The sequence below is a fragment of the Ferdinandcohnia sp. QZ13 genome (assembly GCF_031324165.1).
Lineage (GTDB): Bacteria > Bacillota > Bacilli > Bacillales > Bacillaceae_L > Ferdinandcohnia.
Genome location: NZ_JAVIVW010000001.1, coordinates 539,854 through 557,639 on the forward strand (window position 1 = coordinate 539,854; position 17,786 = coordinate 557,639).

16 protein-coding genes are annotated in these 17,786 nt (G+C 37.6%); all 16 read right to left on the reverse strand.

Annotated elements, in window-relative coordinates:
* Positions 1–174: 174 nt before the first annotated feature.
* The 16 genes from RGU12_RS02600 to RGU12_RS02675 all read right to left on the reverse strand — a co-directional run bounded on the left by RGU12_RS02600 (position 175) and on the right by RGU12_RS02675 (position 17,769).
* The gene (locus tag RGU12_RS02600) at positions 175–1,128 is read right to left on the reverse strand and encodes an ABC transporter permease (protein ID WP_116350523.1); all 954 of its coding nucleotides are present in this window, start codon (positions 1,126–1,128) and stop codon (positions 175–177) included.
* A 1-nt stretch (position 1,129) separates the two neighbouring features.
* A complete protein-coding gene (locus RGU12_RS02605) occupies positions 1,130–2,200 on the reverse strand; it encodes an ABC transporter permease (RefSeq protein WP_309534678.1) in 1,071 nt (356 codons plus the stop codon).
* Positions 2,197–3,723, reverse strand: a complete 1,527-nt coding sequence (locus RGU12_RS02610) for an ABC transporter ATP-binding protein (RefSeq protein WP_309534679.1) — start codon at positions 3,721–3,723, stop codon at positions 2,197–2,199. The genes RGU12_RS02605 and RGU12_RS02610 overlap by 4 nt, the downstream gene beginning before the upstream one ends.
* Positions 3,724–3,870: 147 nt before the next feature.
* Complete coding sequence (locus RGU12_RS02615) at positions 3,871–4,974, reverse strand: BMP family lipoprotein (protein ID WP_309534680.1); 1,104 nt, start codon at positions 4,972–4,974, stop codon at positions 3,871–3,873.
* A gap of 106 nt (positions 4,975–5,080) precedes the next feature.
* Positions 5,081–5,806, reverse strand: coding sequence for a GntR family transcriptional regulator (locus RGU12_RS02620; protein ID WP_136378396.1), 726 nt, complete (start codon positions 5,804–5,806; stop codon positions 5,081–5,083).
* Positions 5,807–5,973: 167 nt separating this feature from the next.
* Complete coding sequence (locus tag RGU12_RS02625; protein WP_309534681.1) at positions 5,974–8,304, reverse strand: DNA translocase FtsK; 2,331 nt, start codon at positions 8,302–8,304, stop codon at positions 5,974–5,976.
* Between the two features lie 229 nt (positions 8,305–8,533).
* Positions 8,534–8,743, reverse strand: coding sequence for a YlzJ-like family protein (locus tag RGU12_RS02630; RefSeq protein ID WP_309534682.1), 210 nt, complete (start codon positions 8,741–8,743; stop codon positions 8,534–8,536).
* Positions 8,740–9,495, reverse strand: coding sequence for a ClpP family protease (locus RGU12_RS02635; RefSeq protein WP_309534683.1), 756 nt, complete (start codon positions 9,493–9,495; stop codon positions 8,740–8,742). Before RGU12_RS02635 ends, RGU12_RS02630 begins: the two co-directional genes overlap by 4 nt.
* Positions 9,496–9,963: 468 nt before the next feature.
* Positions 9,964–10,836 carry a 4-hydroxy-tetrahydrodipicolinate synthase gene (gene dapA / locus RGU12_RS02640; RefSeq protein WP_309534684.1) on the reverse strand — a complete coding sequence of 291 codons (873 nt, stop codon included), beginning with the start codon at positions 10,834–10,836 and terminating at the stop codon, positions 9,964–9,966.
* 135 nt (positions 10,837–10,971) lie between these two features.
* Positions 10,972–12,213 carry an aspartate kinase gene (gene dapG, locus RGU12_RS02645; protein WP_309534685.1) on the reverse strand — a complete coding sequence of 414 codons (1,242 nt, stop codon included), beginning with the start codon at positions 12,211–12,213 and terminating at the stop codon, positions 10,972–10,974.
* A 28-nt stretch (positions 12,214–12,241) separates the two neighbouring features.
* Positions 12,242–13,294, reverse strand: a complete 1,053-nt coding sequence (gene asd / locus RGU12_RS02650; protein WP_309534686.1) for an aspartate-semialdehyde dehydrogenase — start codon at positions 13,292–13,294, stop codon at positions 12,242–12,244.
* A 126-nt stretch (positions 13,295–13,420) separates the two neighbouring features.
* Positions 13,421–14,026 carry a dipicolinate synthase subunit B gene (dpaB, locus tag RGU12_RS02655; protein ID WP_309534687.1) on the reverse strand — a complete coding sequence of 202 codons (606 nt, stop codon included), beginning with the start codon at positions 14,024–14,026 and terminating at the stop codon, positions 13,421–13,423.
* 1 nt (position 14,027) lies between these two features.
* Positions 14,028–14,927, reverse strand: a complete 900-nt coding sequence (gene dpaA / locus RGU12_RS02660; protein WP_309534688.1) for a dipicolinic acid synthetase subunit A — start codon at positions 14,925–14,927, stop codon at positions 14,028–14,030.
* A 271-nt stretch (positions 14,928–15,198) separates the two neighbouring features.
* Complete coding sequence (locus RGU12_RS02665) at positions 15,199–15,459, reverse strand: YlmC/YmxH family sporulation protein (RefSeq protein WP_309534689.1); 261 nt, start codon at positions 15,457–15,459, stop codon at positions 15,199–15,201.
* 65 nt (positions 15,460–15,524) lie between these two features.
* Positions 15,525–16,766, reverse strand: a complete 1,242-nt coding sequence (locus RGU12_RS02670) for a M16 family metallopeptidase (protein WP_309534690.1) — start codon at positions 16,764–16,766, stop codon at positions 15,525–15,527.
* Positions 16,767–16,797: 31 nt separating this feature from the next.
* Positions 16,798–17,769, reverse strand: a complete 972-nt coding sequence (locus tag RGU12_RS02675) for a polysaccharide deacetylase family protein (RefSeq protein ID WP_309534691.1) — start codon at positions 17,767–17,769, stop codon at positions 16,798–16,800.
* Positions 17,770–17,786: the final 17 nt, after the last annotated feature.

A 17,786-nucleotide genomic window follows, 5' to 3' on the forward strand; every position in this document is an offset into this window, starting at 1 on the left:
GCTATCAAAAGGCGCTTTTTGCTTTCCGAAGCAATTGCCTTATGCCCTCGAGGGGCTAGGCGATGGAGCTGGACTAGGATACAACCAATAAAAGTTATTCACAATGATAAATTTTATAATTTCCTAGAACACAAAAAAGGAATGGCATTTTGCCATTCCTTTAAAAATTGATAATTATCGTTTCCCTGAATCAAAAGGTTCACCAGCAGCCTTAGGTGCTTGTGATGATTTAGAGAATATAACCAATGCAATTAAAGTGACCACATAAGGGAAAATCTTCAAGATAATTGGTGGAAAAACTGCAAGCTCAGGGATAACCTGTGAAACGTTGGCAACTGTACTTGCAAAACCAAAGAACAAGGTAGCGCCCAATATTCCCAGTGGCTTCCATTGTCCGAAGATTAATGACGCAAGAGCTAAGAATCCTAAGCCAGAAACGTTTCCAGTAAATTCACCCGCATATGTCACAATAATTAGAGCACCACCTAAACCTGAAAATGCACCTGATAGTATGACTCCTAGGTAGCGTACTCGTTTTACATTAACTCCTGCGGCTTCTGCAGCTTGTGGATATTCACCACAAGAACGTAAACGAAGTCCTATTTTGGTTTTGTATAATACAAATGCACTAATTAACAAAACAACCAAGATAAACCACGTTGTAGGATATGTTTTTGTGAAAAACAAATCCCCGATAACAGGAATTGAAGCTAGTCCAGGAATATCAGTCGGTGTAAAACCACTCGTAATTCGGATATTTCCACTACCTGTAATATTTCTTGCTAAGAATACTGTTAATGCACCGGCTATCATATTAATGGCAGTACCACTAATAATTTGGTTAGCATTTAAGTTAATGCTAGCAAACGCATGTAATAATGAAAAGATGATCCCAACAACGGCCGCTGCTATCAGGCCAAGCCATAGAACTGCATTATGATTTGAAATTGTATCCTGAAGATAATAAATTGTTAGGGCGCCAGCAAATGCACCAAAAATCATTAGCCCGTCTAAACCGATATTGACAACACCACTTCGTTCACTAAATAATCCTCCAAGTGCTGTAATAAGAAGGGGGATTGTAAATACGATTGCATATGGAAAAATCTGTTCAATGATTGACCACATATTACGCTTCCTCCTTTTTTACAGCATTGCTTTTTGAATTATTTCGTCGTTTGATGAATTTATTTATTAAACGTTCAATCAAAATACTTGTTGCAGCAAAATATATAATGATTGCAATGATTGTATTTGCAAGTTCTGGTGGAATTTCTGTCATCGCATTCATAAATCCAGTTCCTGAATAAAGGATTCCAAAGAATACAGCTGCAAAGAATACTCCGATTGGATTGTTAGCTCCTAATAAAGCTACGGCAATTCCATCAAAGCCTTGTGCTGGCAAAATTCCAATTTGCATGCTCGTCGCATTTCCTGTGTACATTGCAACACCAGCAAGACCTGCTAATCCACCAGAAATGAGCATGGATAATACAATATTTGAATTCACTCGCATACCTGCATACTCTGCAGCATCACGGTTAAACCCAACCGCTTTCAATTCAAAACCTAAAGTTGTTTTATTAATGATAAAACCAACTATAATAACCGCAATAATACCTAAGAACAAACCAAGATTGATATAGGAGCCTTGGAACATTTCCGTTAAAAATGGCACACGTAATGTTGCTTCATCCGCTAATTTTCTTGATTCTGTTTCAAGAAACTCACCCTTGAAATATCCAGGAACAACGTAATATACAGTCCAATATGCAACCCAGTTCATCATGATTGTAGAAACAACCTCATGCACATTAAATCTTGCTTTAAGCAATCCTGGAATAAACGCCCAAAGAGCTCCTCCAAGAAAACCGAGTAATATCATAACGAGCAGGAGAATGGGTCTGGACCAGTCAAAAGTTAAACCAACAGCAGTCGCAACTAGACCACCAATTAGCATTTGACCAGAAGCTCCGATATTAAATAAACCTGTACGGAATGCAAAAGCAACCGATAAACCAGTAAAGATTAATGGTGATGCAGTCGCTAATGTATCCCCAATTCTAGGGATGTTTTTTAACCCTCCTTGGAACAAGTAACTATACCCTTCGAAGGGATTGCTTCCAATGAAAAGCATTAAAATTCCACCTGCGATCAGACCTAAAAGCACTGCAATTAATGAAACAATTGTGGTTCTCATACACTTCTCTCCTTACCTACACCAGCCATCATGAGACCTACCTCATTTTCATTTGTTTCAGAGGCATTTACAATCCCAATAAGTTCACCGTTGTTAACTATGGCAATACGATCAGATAGCTGTAATACTTCATCGAGTTCCAGAGAAATTAAAAGTACTGCCTTACCTTTGTCACGGTGCTCGACCAACCGTTTATGAATATATTCTATTGACCCAACATCGAGACCACGAGTTGGTTGAACCGCAACAAGCAAGTCAGGATCTAATTCGAGTTCACGTCCAATAATTGCTTTTTGTTGGTTACCACCGGATAAGGTTCTTGCTATGGAAACTTCCCCTTCTCCTGAACGCACATCAAAATTTTCCAAGATCTTTTTCGCATATTCTTTCATTGCAGAAACTTTTAGTAGGCCGTGCTTTGAAAATGGTGGTTTATTATAAACTTCAAGTACCATATTGGATTGGAGCGTGTAGTCCAATACGAGTCCACGTTTTTGTCTATCTTCAGGAATATGAGCAATCCCCTTATCAATTCTTTTACGAACCGATAGACTTGTGATATCCTCTCCATTTAATAATATTTTACCCGACTCTGCCTTACGAAGACCTGTTATTGCTTCGACTAACTCAGATTGACCATTACCCTCAACGCCTGCAATTCCGAGAATTTCTCCTTTGCGTACGGATATAGAAAAGTTTTTCAAACCTAAAACCTTTCTATTATTTTTTACGGAGAGAGAATCTATTTCTAAAACCACTTCACCTGGTTTACTTTCTTCTTTATCTACATTAAAGGAAACATGTCGACCTACCATCATTTCCGCTAAGTTTGCTTCACTTGTTTCTGCCACATTAACAGTACCAATATATTTGCCGCGACGAATTACCGTACAGCGGTCTGCGACAGCTTTAATTTCCTTTAATTTATGTGTAATGATGATGATTGATTTTCCTTCTTTAATCAAATTACGCATAATTTTCATTAATTCATCTATCTCATTTGGAGTTAATACAGCTGTTGGCTCATCGAATATTAGCACATCAGCTTCACGGAAAAGCATCTTCATAATCTCAACCCGCTGCTGCATTCCAACAGAAATGTCTTCTATTTTAGCATGAGGGTCTACATTTAGTCCGTAATATTTAGACAGTTCTTCAATCCGTTTTGCGGCACTATTAATATCTAGGACAACCCCATTCTTTATTGGTTCGCTACCTAAAATGATATTTTCAGTAACCGTAAAATTATCTACTAGTTTAAAGTGTTGATGCACCATTCCAATTCCAAGACGGTTTGCCACATTAGGGTTGGAGATATGCACTTGTTCCCCATTAACTTTAATCATCCCTTGCTCAGGCTGATACATACCAAATAAAACACCCATAAGCGTGGACTTTCCTGCCCCATTTTCACCAAGCAGGGCATGTATCTCTCCCTTTTTTAAAGTAAGAGTGATATTATCATTTGCTACAATCCCAGGAAATTCCTTCCTAATATTCAGCATTTCTACAACATATTCCATAGTAGCACTCACCTTTTTCTAGACTCATATCCTTTTTTATTAGGAGTCCCCTATCCACATCTAAAAATGTAGAAAGATGTGTTACGTTCACCTTTTTAGGTTATATACAAAAGAGACGGATGAAAACCGTCTCTTTTTAAACTAAACTTACTTGATTAAATCACCTTGTTCACCTGAGACTTTAATTTCACCTGATTTAACCTTTTCAAAGATTTCTTTCACTTGCTTAACTGTTTCCTCGCTTAAGTTAGGGTTTTCATCTGGAATACCTACACCATCATTTTTAACATCATAGGTTAACGTTTCGCCACCAGGGAATTCTCCATTTAACTCTTTTTCAATTAGTTCTTGAGTTGCGTGAGCAAGTTTCTTCATTGCAGAAGTTAAAGTAACTGATTTTTCACCTTCATAAGTTCCTTCAGAATATTGGTCTACGTCAACACCAACCATCCACACTTCTTCTCCTGCTTTGGCACGGTTTTTAGCTTCTGTAAAAGCACCTACACCAACACCACCAGCAGCAGCAAAGATTACGTTTACACCACGATCATACATTTGTGCAGCAATTTGTTGACCAGCAGCTGAGTTATCAAATGATCCTTGATATACTACGTTGTCTGCTTTAATAGTTAAATTTGTTCCTAAGTTTTCATTCGCATATGCTAGACCTTGTTGGAAGCCCCAGTTAAACTTTTGAACAGCTGGAATTTCCATACCACCGATAAATCCTGCTTCTCCTTCTTGTAACTCGAGTGCAGTAGCAACACCAGCCAAGAAACCGGATTCATGTTCAGCAAAAAATATAGCAACAGTGTTGTCAGCGACTGCAGGAACAAAGTCACCCTTATGTGGGTTACCGTCTAAAATAACAAATTTTGCGTCTTCGTATTTAGATTGTGCTTGGAAAATAGCGGTTTCAAATTTGAACCCAGGTGCTACAATAAATTTATAGCCTGCATCGTAAAGGTTACCCATTTCCTTTAGGTATTCTGCTTCAGTAGTACCAGCTGGCTTAAGATATTTTGTTTGAATGCCAAGCTCATCTTCTGCAGCCAAGATTCCTTCCCAAGTACCTTGGTTAAAGGATTTATCGTCAATTGTACCAGCATCAGTAACCATACCTACTTTCAGGTCAGCACCTTTGCCATTTCCTTTACTTGTACCTTCGTCATCTGCGCTTCCACATGCTCCTAGTAATGTTCCAGCTGCAAGTAGAAATGCAAGACCGAAACCAGCTTTCTTTTTAAACATAATTTAACCCCCTAAAAAATTTTTAATAAAACAAAGCCTTACTTTAGAATATTTGTTAGTAACGGACTACTTATTCACCTCCTTAAAAAGTGCATTTTTATCACCTTTATAATACACGCTTTCTAACAACATGGAAGGAAAATTTGTCAGCTCTAAAATAATTTTGTGAAAATAATACAGGTTTATCATTTTCGTCGTAATGCATTTGTTTTAATAACAAAAGGGCTGTTTCCGGATCACAATTTAAAATAGGAGAAATGGTCTCATGGTACCCAATCGGTTCAATATGAGTCACAGCATATGTGATTTTTCTTCCTGCTTTTTTCTCTAATAAATCAAAGATAGATTCTTCATGTGAATAGCTAGAAGGTAAATTCTTACTTAGTATTTTATCAATACAATACACAACAGGCTCGTTGTTTGCGGTACGGACCCGTTCAATCACAGTTATTTCTTCATTTTCTAAACAACTAAATCCTTTAATATCACCGTCAGTTGGTCCCTTCACTGTTTTTGACAAAAAGATGGTACCTGGTGACATTCCAGCTTGAATAATCATATCTGTAATACTACTAATCTGCTCAATTCCGGAATTAAAAAGAGGTTTTGCATTAACAAAGGTCCCAACGCCATGCCTTCTAATAATGACATTCTCTTCTTCAAGAATTCGTAATGCTTCTCTCAATGTTGCTCTGCTAACACCTAATTGCTTTGCTAGGAGAAATTCGGATGGTAGCTTTTCCTTTTCTTTGTAGACTCCGTTATCGATATCAAGTCTAATCTGATCTATCACTTGCAAATACAATGGTCGATTATCTAACTTGATAGTCATCTGCAGTTCCCCCAGTTTTTGTAAAGTCATCAGACCTCTGATGTTAGACCGATATTAATCCGAGATAACTATATCATTTTTTTTGAAAGAAATAAATAACAATTGCCAAATTTGTCGAAAAAAAAAGAAGAGCAATTGCCCTTCTTTGTTCAATATTAACTTTCGAATTAACTTCCAACATCTTCATTTTTGGCTGTAACAAGAACTGCTCTTGGTTTGCTACCCTCATATGGGCCCACAATACCTCTAAGTTCCATTGCATCGATCAGTCTAGCAGCCCTCGTATATCCAATTCTAAACCTTCTTTGAAGCATCGATACTGACGCTGTTTGCATTTCAATTACAAGTTGTACAGCATCGTCATATAATTCATCATCGACTTCCTCAGTTGTCTCAACTGTGTCTGTCGGAATCATCTCTTCTTGATACTGAGCCTTTTGTTGAGATATAACAAAATTAACCACCTCTTCTACCTCATCATCTGATAAGAACGCACCTTGTACGCGAACAGGTTTTGAGGCTCCTACAGGTAAAAATAACATATCTCCTCTTCCTAATAGTTTTTCTGCACCACCCATATCTAGAATGGTTCTAGAATCGGTTGAGGAAGAAACACTAAAGGCAATACGTGAAGGTATATTGGCTTTAATAACCCCTGTGATTACGTCAACTGAAGGTCGTTGAGTTGCTATAATTAAGTGTATTCCGGCAGCACGAGCCATTTGCGCTAAGCGTGTGATAGAATCCTCAACATCTGATGAGGCTACCATCATTAAATCAGCTAACTCATCTACGATCACAATAATGTATGGAAGAGTTGGTTGTTTCGCTTCTTCTTCCATATTGTGACGTCGGATATATTCATTATAGCCCTCAATATTTCGCGTATGGGTATGCGCAAATAACTCATATCTACGTTCCATTTCATTTACTACTTTTTTAAGGGCTTGTGATGCCTTTTTGGGATCTGTCACAACTGGTGCTAGTAAATGTGGGATTCCGTTGTACACATTTAATTCAACCATTTTCGGATCAATCATCATCATTTTCACTTCATGAGGTTTAGCCCTCATAAGTACACTTGTTATAATGCCATTAATACATACACTTTTACCACTACCTGTAGCACCAGCAACTAATAAGTGAGGCATTTTATTAAGTTCAGCAAATTTAGCCTCACCTGAGATATCACGGCCAAGCCCAATTAATAATTTAGAGTCTGAACGCTGAGGTTCAATATCCTCTAGGACCTCTCGCAGTGATACAACTGCAATTTCGGAATTGGGTACCTCTATTCCTACAGCTGATTTACCAGGGATTGGGGCTTCAATTCGAATGTCTTTGGCAGCTAATGCTAGTGCTAAGTCATCACTTAAATTAACAATTTTACTTACTTTTACCCCAACATCAGGGTATACTTCATATTTTGTTACGGCGGGGCCGAGGTGAACCTTTGTCACCTTTGCTTTTACACCAAAGCTATGAAATGTTTTTTCTAGCTTTCTAGCATTTTCATATATATTTTCATGCTCCGCACTTTGATTTGTTTGTTTTGGTGGATGAAGAAGTTCAATTGGTGGCAATTCATAATCTACATTCTCTAGTTCACCTTCTGTAAAGGTAATAGGCATTTTCTCATCATGGTCATCTTCATTTGTATGATGTTTTTGTTCATGTTTGTCGTGATGAGTCTCGTGTTCTTTTGTATATGCCTTATCTGCAAAGTTCGAGATAATCGGCTCGACTGGAATCTCAACAGGTTCATCTTCCACCTGTTCATTTTGTGCAGCATGAACATCTTGTTTTTGAGTCTCTTTTTTCTTCTTTCGTTTTTCTCTTTTTGGCTGATTTTTTCGTTGCTGTGACCAATTTTTAATATCATCTACGAAAGCAATCCATTGATTCTTAAAAAATGTAAAAACAGGACCAAACATTTTCGCAATGGTATCGTGGAGCGATTTACCGGTAACAAGCACACCACCAATTACAATCAAAAAGACGGAAATAATTTTTGTACCCGCTTCATCAAATAGAAAATACGAAGCAGCAAATAGGATGGAACCAATCATACCTCCGCCCAAATCAGTAGTGCTTGTATTGCCATTTACCACTGCCCAAAACATACTCCATGTATTTTTAATAACACTTGGGTCAGTGAGTTTACCCTCATTTGTTTGCAAATTAAATAATGGAATATGACTTAATAAGAGCAATGCGCAAATGATTAAATAGACTCCAATCAATTGCCTAGTTATCATTCTCGGCCATGTACGGTTCCAAATGATATAAAGTGAAACGAGCAAAAGTCCAATTAATCCAAGAATGTCCCAATTGCCAAGGAAAAATCGAAATAAATAGACTAACCCCGTCCCGACTGTTCCAAGTCTAGCTAATCCAATACATGCTAGAGCTAGCAATAATAAGCCTAGCAATTCATATTTAAGTGTTTTTTTCCACTCATCTTTTCGCTTCGACTGTCTACGTTTTCGTTTTGCCATACTACACCTACTCTACCTATCAATAAAGGAAAGCAGCCAAATTATGGCTGCCTATGTAATGAAAATCTACTTAAATTATAGCACAATCAAATGCGCCTTGGCGTATTTGCGCCCAGATTTTTTCGAGCTTGCTCGAAAAGTTTCCTTTGAAAATCTGTGGCATCCGCCGGAGGCTTTAACTTTATTCAGTGGGGGTTACCCCCAGTGAATAAAGTTATACCAATCTGTCTCAAAGTCTTATTTTCTGCCCTGGTGAATATCTTACATCAAGATAATGCTGAGGATCTGTGCTCATTACTCTCTCAATCGTGTATTCGCCGTTTTGGGCTGGACTTACAGCTAAAGAAACTCCATGTAGATCGACATACTTTAAATGATTATTTTCTATATCAGTTTGTGGATAAATTAATTCCTGTGGCATCATCGTGTATAAAATCATTGGATCATCTGCCCACTTTCATCTGAAAGATTTTTCTCTTCAATTAACTCATTTAATTTCTTCAATGCCTGACCAATTCCACCAATCCCATCAATGAGCCCATATTCGACTGCATCGGAACCAATTACATTTGTCCCAATATCTCTTGTTAAATTGCCTTTTGAAAACATCAATTCCTTGAATTTCTCTTCTTTAATGTTTGAATGACTAATTACAAAATTGACAACACGCTCTTGCATTTTATCGAGATATTCAAACGTCTGTGGCACTCCTATAACGAGACCTGTCAGTCTAACCGGATGAATTGTCATTGTCGCCGTTTCGGCAATATAGGAATAATCGCAAGCCACAGCAATTGGCACACCAATTGAATGCCCTCCTCCTAAAACAAGAGAAACAGTCGGCTTAGAGAGTGAGGCTAGCATTTCAGAAATGGCAAGTCCTGCTTCTACATCTCCTCCAACAGTATTTAAAATAACAAGTAAACCTTCGATTTTAGGATTTTGTTCAATGGCAACAATTTGAGGGATAACATGTTCATATTTTGTTGTCTTATTTTGCGGTGGCAGTTGAATATGACCCTCGATTTGACCAACAATTGTAAGGCAATGGATCTTGCTGTCATTTGACAATTGAGGGACATTCGTTTGTCCTAATTGCTGTATCTTATCTACTAATGAGGAACCCTTCGATTCATTTTTATCTTGATCCCCTTGTGGTTGTTCTTCATTTATGAATTGATTATTATTCATTGTAATCTCCTTTCAACCCATTTACCATTTAGTATAAACACATGACCCTATTTCATTCTGTAAATGGTTGAAAGAAAAGGTTATTTTCACAAACTATGTTATTTTTGGATAAGATTGTGCGAAGGAAGTTAGAAATTATTGAGCTTCCTGTGATTTCTGCGGATGGTACGAGATCCTCGAAAATGCCAGCATTTTCTTCGTGCGGTGTGGTTACAAGGAAGCAAACTCAAGGTCCTGCGGGAATAGCGAGCCAAGCGAGACCAATTAATGTTCGAAGCCTAAGAGCGCCACGTCCTGTGGCAACGGCTTCGTGACCTACATCGTGTAGGCCTGAGGAGGCTTGCGGATCGCCCGTGGAAAGCGAGTAACAGGAGCGGAAATCACCCTATGTTTTAAAAGCAACAATCTTTTAGAAATGAGCCAAAGAAAAAAAGTCAATCCAAATGATGATTGACTTTTTCCTATTTTTTATGAGTCTTGAAGTAAATTTGATAATTGAATACGTTCTTGCTCATTTAAAGGAACAAGGGGCAAACGAACCGATCCAACATCCAATCCTTTTATCTGAAGAGCTGTTTTAACAGGCACTGGATTTGGAGCTGTAAATAGTCCCTTCATGATTGGTAATAGCTTTTGATGGTAGTTTGCAGCTACCGTTATATTACCAGATAAAAATGCATTTACCATTTGTTGCATCTCATTGCCAATAACATGGGAAGCAACTGACACGACACCTTTTGCACCGATTGAAAGAGCTGGTAAAGTAATACCATCATCTCCACTATATACAGCAAAATCTTCATCGGTATTTGCTATTATTTCAGTCATAGCCTCTAAGCTTCCGTTCGCTTCTTTTACCGCAACGATATTTGGAATCTTAGATAATTTAATAATCGTTTCAACTGACATATTTATAACCGATCTACCTGGGATATTGTATACCATAACAGGTAAATTTGTACTTTCAGCAATCGTTTTAAAGTGCTGATAAAGACCTTCCTGATTTGGCTTGTTATAATACGGTACGACTAGCATAATAGCGTCAACACCGGCTTCTTGTGCTTTTTTACTTAATTCCATTGATGCATACGTATTATTACTGCCTGTGCCAGCAATGACCGGAACCCGACCGTCAACAATTTTTACAACATGACGGAAAAGCGCCACTTTTTCCTCAGAAGATAATGTGGGAGATTCACCTGTTGTACCTGCTACAACTAGTGATTCTGTACCATTATTTAATAAATAATTAATTAACTGAGTTGTTTTTCCAAAATCGATGTTACCTTTATTATCAAATGGTGTCACCATCGCCGTTGAGATTCTTCCAAAATCAATCATGCTTTTACACCTACTCCCATCAATTATGCCTAGTGTATCAAATAAACAGTTAGGCTTGATCAAAAATTAAAAAACATACCTCTATTGAATAAGAAAGGGACACCTCACAACTGCAAGGCTCCCTACCTCTTCAATTTAATAGTCTACCACTTCTGCTCCAACAGGTCCATCGGATAAATGGAATGCCTTGTGTAAAGCATTAATCGCTTCCTTCATTTCAGTTTCTTTTACAAGAACCCAAATTGTGGACAGGCTATCTGCAGACTGTAGAATTTGGATTCCTTTTTCTGAAAGAGCCGTTACAATACGGGCAGTTACTCCAGGTACACCGGACATACCCGCTCCAACTGTTGCTACCTTCGCACATTTCTCAGTCACTTGGGGCTCATATCCCATTTCCTTTAGTTTATTAACAGCACGGGCTGTCATTGCGCCTGCAACAGTATAAACAACTCCATTAGGCGTAATATTAAAGAAATCTACGCTAATTTTTTCATTTGCCATAGCCTTAAACACTTCTGTTTGAAGATTGTATTGGCCTTTTTTGGCTTGAACCTTTAATTGCGTAACATTTGTTACATGAGCAATACCCGTGATCAATCTTTCTTTGACTTCAACGCCTCTGCGCTTTTCTATTGTTGTTACAAGTGTACCTGGTGCATCACTGTATGTTGAACGCACCCTTATTGGTACCTTTGCTTCCATCGCAATTTCAACAGCACGAGGGTGAATGACTTTCGCACCCTGGTATGCCATATTTACAATTTCGTTGTATGTGACAACAGATAAAGGCTTTGCATCACCAACGATACGTGGATCAGCGGTCATGACACCTTCTACATCAGTAAAAATATCAATCCATTCTGCTTGTAGTGAAACACCAAGAGCCGCTGCAGAAGTATCACTTCCACCTCTACCTAAAGTCGTAATATCGCCTAATTTAGAGATGCCTTGAAAGCCTGTGACTACAACCACGTCATGGTCTTCAAGCGTTTGAAGTAATCTATCACACTTCATTTCGGTAATGCGCGCATTTGTATGATCACTATTTGTACGGAAGCCCGCCTGACCACCGTTTAAGGCAGCCGCAGAGATTCCGGATTGATTTAACATATTTGTAAAAACAACACTTGAAATAATTTCACCACAGGATACTAACATATCCATTTCCCTACTGCTTATTCTGGAGTTTTGATCCCCTACTAAGCTTAACAGTGTATCTGTAGCATATGGATCCCCCATGCGTCCCATAGCAGATACAACAACTACTACTTTATATCCATCTGAAACAGCACTTGCAATATGATTTTTTGCTCTTTCACGAGATTCCTCATCTCGAACTGAGGTTCCGCCAAATTTTTGTACAACGATATTCATGAAACCACCTCATGTTTGGTTGAACGGATTATTTTGCAACTAAACCTAGCTTTAATAGACTGCCCGCAATTTGAACTGAGTTCCATGCAGCACCTTTTAATAGGTTGTCAGATACTACCCACATGTGGAAGCCATTATCTTGGTCTAGGTCTTTTCTAATTCTTCCTACGAATACATCTTTTTTACCAACTGCATGAATTGGCATCGGATATACTTGCTCAGCAGGATTATCCTCTAATACAACACCCGGTGAAGATGCTAATAAATCTTTTACGTCCTGTGCAGAAACCCCATTTTGAGCTGTTTCAAAATAAACAGATTCAGAATGTCCAGTTTCAACCGGTAAACGAACGCAAGTTGCTGCTACAGGTAGTTCTGGTAAATGCATAATCTTCTTCGTTTCGTTAATCATTTTCATTTCTTCAAAAGTAAAGCCATTCTCTTCAAATTTATCAATTTGTGGAATTGCATTAAAGGCGATTTGATAATGTTTTTTGTCCCCTTTTACAGGTAATACCTGTGGAGTAAATTCATTTCCTTCAATGATATCCTTTGTCTGCTCTTTCATTTCTGAGATGGCAGCTACACCAGAACCTGAAACTGCTTGATAAGTTGAAACAATAACCTTTGATAAACCATAGGTTTTACGAATTGGCTCTAAGGCTACAACCATTTGAATGGTTGAACAGTTTGGATTTGCAATAATACCATTATGATTAAGGAGGTCATTTTCGTTAACCTCTGGAACAACAAGGGGCACATTTTCATCCATTCTAAATGCACTTGTGTTATCTACAACAATTGCACCACGTTTAACAGCTTCAGGAGCTAGCTCTTTGGAAACGCCACCACCCGCACTAAATAATGCAATATCAACACCTTCAAATTTTTCTGGTGTTGCGACCTCCACTGTTACTTCTTTACCCTTATACGTAATCTTTTTACCAGCAGAACGCTCTGATGATAATAAAGTTAATTTTGTTAATGGAAAATTCGTTTCTTCAAGTGTTTTGATTATTTGCATTCCTACTGCACCTGTAGCACCTACAACTGCAACATGTAATTCCTTTTCTACTGTCATTTGATATTCCCCTTCCTAGAATTACTAGAACGTCTAATTTACGTTTAATGATTTATATTTTACCACATACAAGTACTAAAGGAGAGAAGAATTTTCATTCTTTCCCCTTTATTATGAATAATTTTATTATTTTTCATCGTCACGGTATCGTTCAACAAGTACGGGCTGTAACTGTTTTCCCTCAATTGCTGCTGCAACTGTATCCCTAAGCATGGTCATACGTGCAACCATCGAATTAGGTTTCTTTGTCGGATCATCCTGCCCATATGGAATAAAATAAATATTTTTTGTTGCCATTAGTCTCATAAGATTAACACCATTTAAACCTAAAGCATCATTCGTTGAAATTCCTAAAACAACGGGACGTTGATTACGTAATGTTGCCTTCGCAGCCATTAAGACAGGAGAATCTGTTAAAGCATTGGCGAATTTACTCATTGAATTCCCTGTAAGCGGTGCAATGACCATGCAATCCAATGGCATTTTAGGACCTAATGGTTCTGCTTTTACGATTGAATCAATAACTTGATTACCTGTCGCTTTTTCAATTCTTTCAATCCACTCTGCGCCTTCTCCAAAACGGGTATTTGTCGATTGAACAGTCCACGATACGACAGGAATTACATCAGCACCCTCATCGACAAGTCTAATAATTTCAGGCATTACAGCATCATACGTACAATGGGATCCCGTAACACCAAATCCGATTCTTTTACCTTTTAATGAAGTCATATTATTCGTTCTCCTCTCTTTGTTGTAATAACTCAAGAAGTAGTTGTGATAAGACATTCGCAACAATTTGCCCAGCAGTCTTTGGAGCGACAATACCTGGTAATCCTGGTGCTAATAATGCTTTTATTCCTCTCTTTTCTGCATATCTAAAATCAGTTCCCCCAGGTTTTGATGCTAAATCAACAATCAACGTATGGGCTGGCATTTTTGAAATAACACTTGCGGTTACGATTAATTTAGGAACGGTATTAATACAAACATCGATATCCTTAACCTCTTCAGCTAGGTTAGAGAGATGAAAAGGTGTTAATCCCATTTCTGTAATTCTTGCAATATGCTCTGTTTTTCTGGCACCTACTTTTACATGTGCTCCTAATGCAGCAAAACTTCTTGCCACACTCATTCCTACCCTTCCTAGTCCAAGTACCGCAACGTTCGAATTATGAATCGTAATATCCGTATGTTGGATAACCATCATAATAGTACCTTCAACAGTAGGAATTGAATTATAGATCGCAACATCATCTCTTTCGAATAAACGCACTAATTTTCGATTAGTTGCATTCGTAATACCATCTAAATATGAGTTGCTTATCCCCGAAAAAACAACACAGTGTTTAGGTGTTTGTGATAGGATTTCTTCTGTTAAGACGACCGTTTCATTTGAAAAAATCGTTTCAACCTCACCTTCACTGTTTGTGCCGGATACTGGCAAAATAATCGCATCTATATCTGTAAAGTCGATTTCGTCTAATCGTTCCTTTGAAGCACCTGTAAATCCATGATCTAATTGATCAAATCCAATTAAAGATAACCTTGCATCTAATTCAATTAGTTTACGAATTACTTCTAACTGTCGTGCATCTCCACCAATGATTGCTACATGCATATCGGTTAACATACGCTTTATCACCTTCTTTTACCTAAAATGAAATCGAATGAAAGTGAGAATTGTTTAATGGCTCACATTAAGATACTTCGACTTCTTCTTTCTCTAATTTTTGAAAGATACCCCTCAAAGGCTTTTGATAAAATCACCATAACTTTATCTACTCCACCATACTATGAGGCATTGTTAAAATAGGTGAATGAACAAGATAAAATTTTCTCAGAATAACATTTTTTCGAAGAATAGAAAAAACCCACGGAATTCCGTGGGTTTAACTTATTCTCTATTCAATTTCCTCTGGATCCTTTTCTTCTGGAATATCAATGATAATCATATCTGTTCCGATTTTACGAATATGTTGCCACGACACACGAACTTCATTGCCTTGTTTTTTGAAACCAAACCATTTTAATGAAGGAATAATAAGCGCCTTAATTTGACCTGTTCTTTCATCAATTTCTAAATCGGTTTGACCTAAAACACCTAGTCTTTCAGCACGTTTGACATCCACAATTTCTTTTCCACTTAATTCGCTTAACCTCAAAAGAGACCACCCCTTCAATGTCCTTTGTACATTCTATGGAGTAGTCCACTTTTTTAGAAGTAAATTCAGTTTGAAAGCTTAATTGGTAAATCATCAGAAGGACTAACTAACGCTAGTGAAAAATCGTCTGTAAATATTTTATTTGCCATTTCATTTACACTATTTTCATTTACAGCATTAATTTCGTCTATAATCTCATCGAGACTTTTATGTTTTTTTAATAATAATTCATTTTTTCCGTTACGGCTCATCCGGCTATTTGTACTTTCAAGGCTAAGCATGAGGCTGCCTTTCATTTGTTCCTTGCTATTCTTTAATTCTTTTTCAGTAATACCCTCTGCTTTCAGCTTGGCCAACGTATCCTGAATCGTTTCAAATAAGAGATTTAATTGATTGCTACCTGTCCCTCCGTAGATTGTTACCATCCCTGTGTCCTTATAAGAAGAGTGGTAGGAGAAAACAGAATAAGCAAGGCCTCTTTGCTCACGAACTTCTTGGAATAATCGACTGCTCATGCTTCCACCAAGAATATTATTTAATACAATCAAGTCATATACATCTTTATCACCGATTTGCAAGCCATTAAAGCCTAAGCAGAGATGGGCTTGTTCGGTTTCTTTTTTACGTGTGATTTTATTTGTATGGAATGATGGCTTTTGTAAGTCTTGATTTGTTTGGTTCCCTGAATAATTCCCAAAATATGCTTCAACCTCAGAAATAAAGGCTTCATCAATATTCCCAGCAATGGATACGACCACTTTATCAGGTGTATACATATCATTCATATATTGACGTAGCTTATCTCCATTAAAGCTTTCCAACGTCTTTTCAGTGCCCAGTATCGGATAACCTAATGGATGGTTCTCATAGCTTGCTTTACTTAATATGTCATGGACGATATCATCGGGTGTATCTTCGTACATTTTGATTTCTTCGAAGACTACATTTTTTTCTTTTTTCAATTCTTCTTCATCAAAAGTTGAATTAAAAAACATATCAGCTAGGACATCTAATGCATATTTTGCATGTTCATCTAACACCTTCGCATAGTAACAAGTATATTCCTTAGATGTGAACGCATTTACCTGTCCACCTATGCTATCAAAAGATTCTGCAATTTCTCTAGCAGACCTTGTTTTCGTTCCTTTGAAAAACATGTGCTCTAGAAAATGTGAAATCCCGTTGTTTTCCGGGTTTTCATAACGTGACCCTGTCCCAATCCAGACACCTATTGCAACTGATCGAACAGTTGGGATGTTTTCTAATACGATTCTTACACCATTTTGACAAGTATATTTTTTGATCAAGGCTGTATTCCTCCTGTTCTAAAACAACGGATTACTTTTTCTTTAGTATTATACGTTCTTCGTTTAATAATGTAGATACATTGTCGATTGCAAGATCTTTTTGTTTAATTGATAGAATTAATCGTTCAAGGCTTTGAGCAGTTGGTGATGTCGGATGCATTAAAACCATGGCTCCAGGATGAATTTTACCCATTACTCTTTGGACCAATACATGTGGTTGCGGACGCTGCCAATCAATTGTATCCACACTCCACATAATTGTTTTCATACCGAGCTCATCAGCAATTGTAACAACTTCATCACGGTAACTTCCACTTGGAGGAGCGAAAAGGGTCGGCTTTTTACCTGTTGCTGCCTCAATCACTTGATTTGTTTTGATTAATTGTTCCCTAACTAGATCGGATGATAACTTTTTCATATCTGGATGTGTATACGAATGATTTCCTACTTCATGACCAGCATCAACAATCATTTTTGCTAAATCCGGATTTTCCTTAACCCATCTACCTTCTAAGAAGAAAGTTGCCTTTACATTATGTTTTTTTAGGGTTTCAAGCATATCAGGAATATATTCATTCCCCCATGCTACATTGATTAAAAACGAAACGATCGGTTTATTCGGATTTCCACGATAAATCGCGGATGCAGGTAAATCCTCTAAATGAACCTTTGGTGAAATCTGCTTATACACGAGCTTGTTCTCATCAAAAGTTCCATTTTTTTTCATCTTTTCATATGAAGCCTGAATATCCACCTCTAGCCCATTTAAGCCAGGAGTTGCTTTCCAAACAGGGTCTATTTTAGCATCTTCAGCTGGAATGCTATACTCAAACGCCCTTTTTTCAATTTCATTTAAAAGCTGATTACCTTTACTTACAGGGATTGCGTCTGCACTCTCTTTCAATCCCTGAACGTAATTATTCGTATATGGATTATGTAGTGAACCAATCGAAATCAATAAAATACATATAAAAACAAAAATTTGTATGTACTGTTTTTTCATAGCTATCCCCCTCTTTA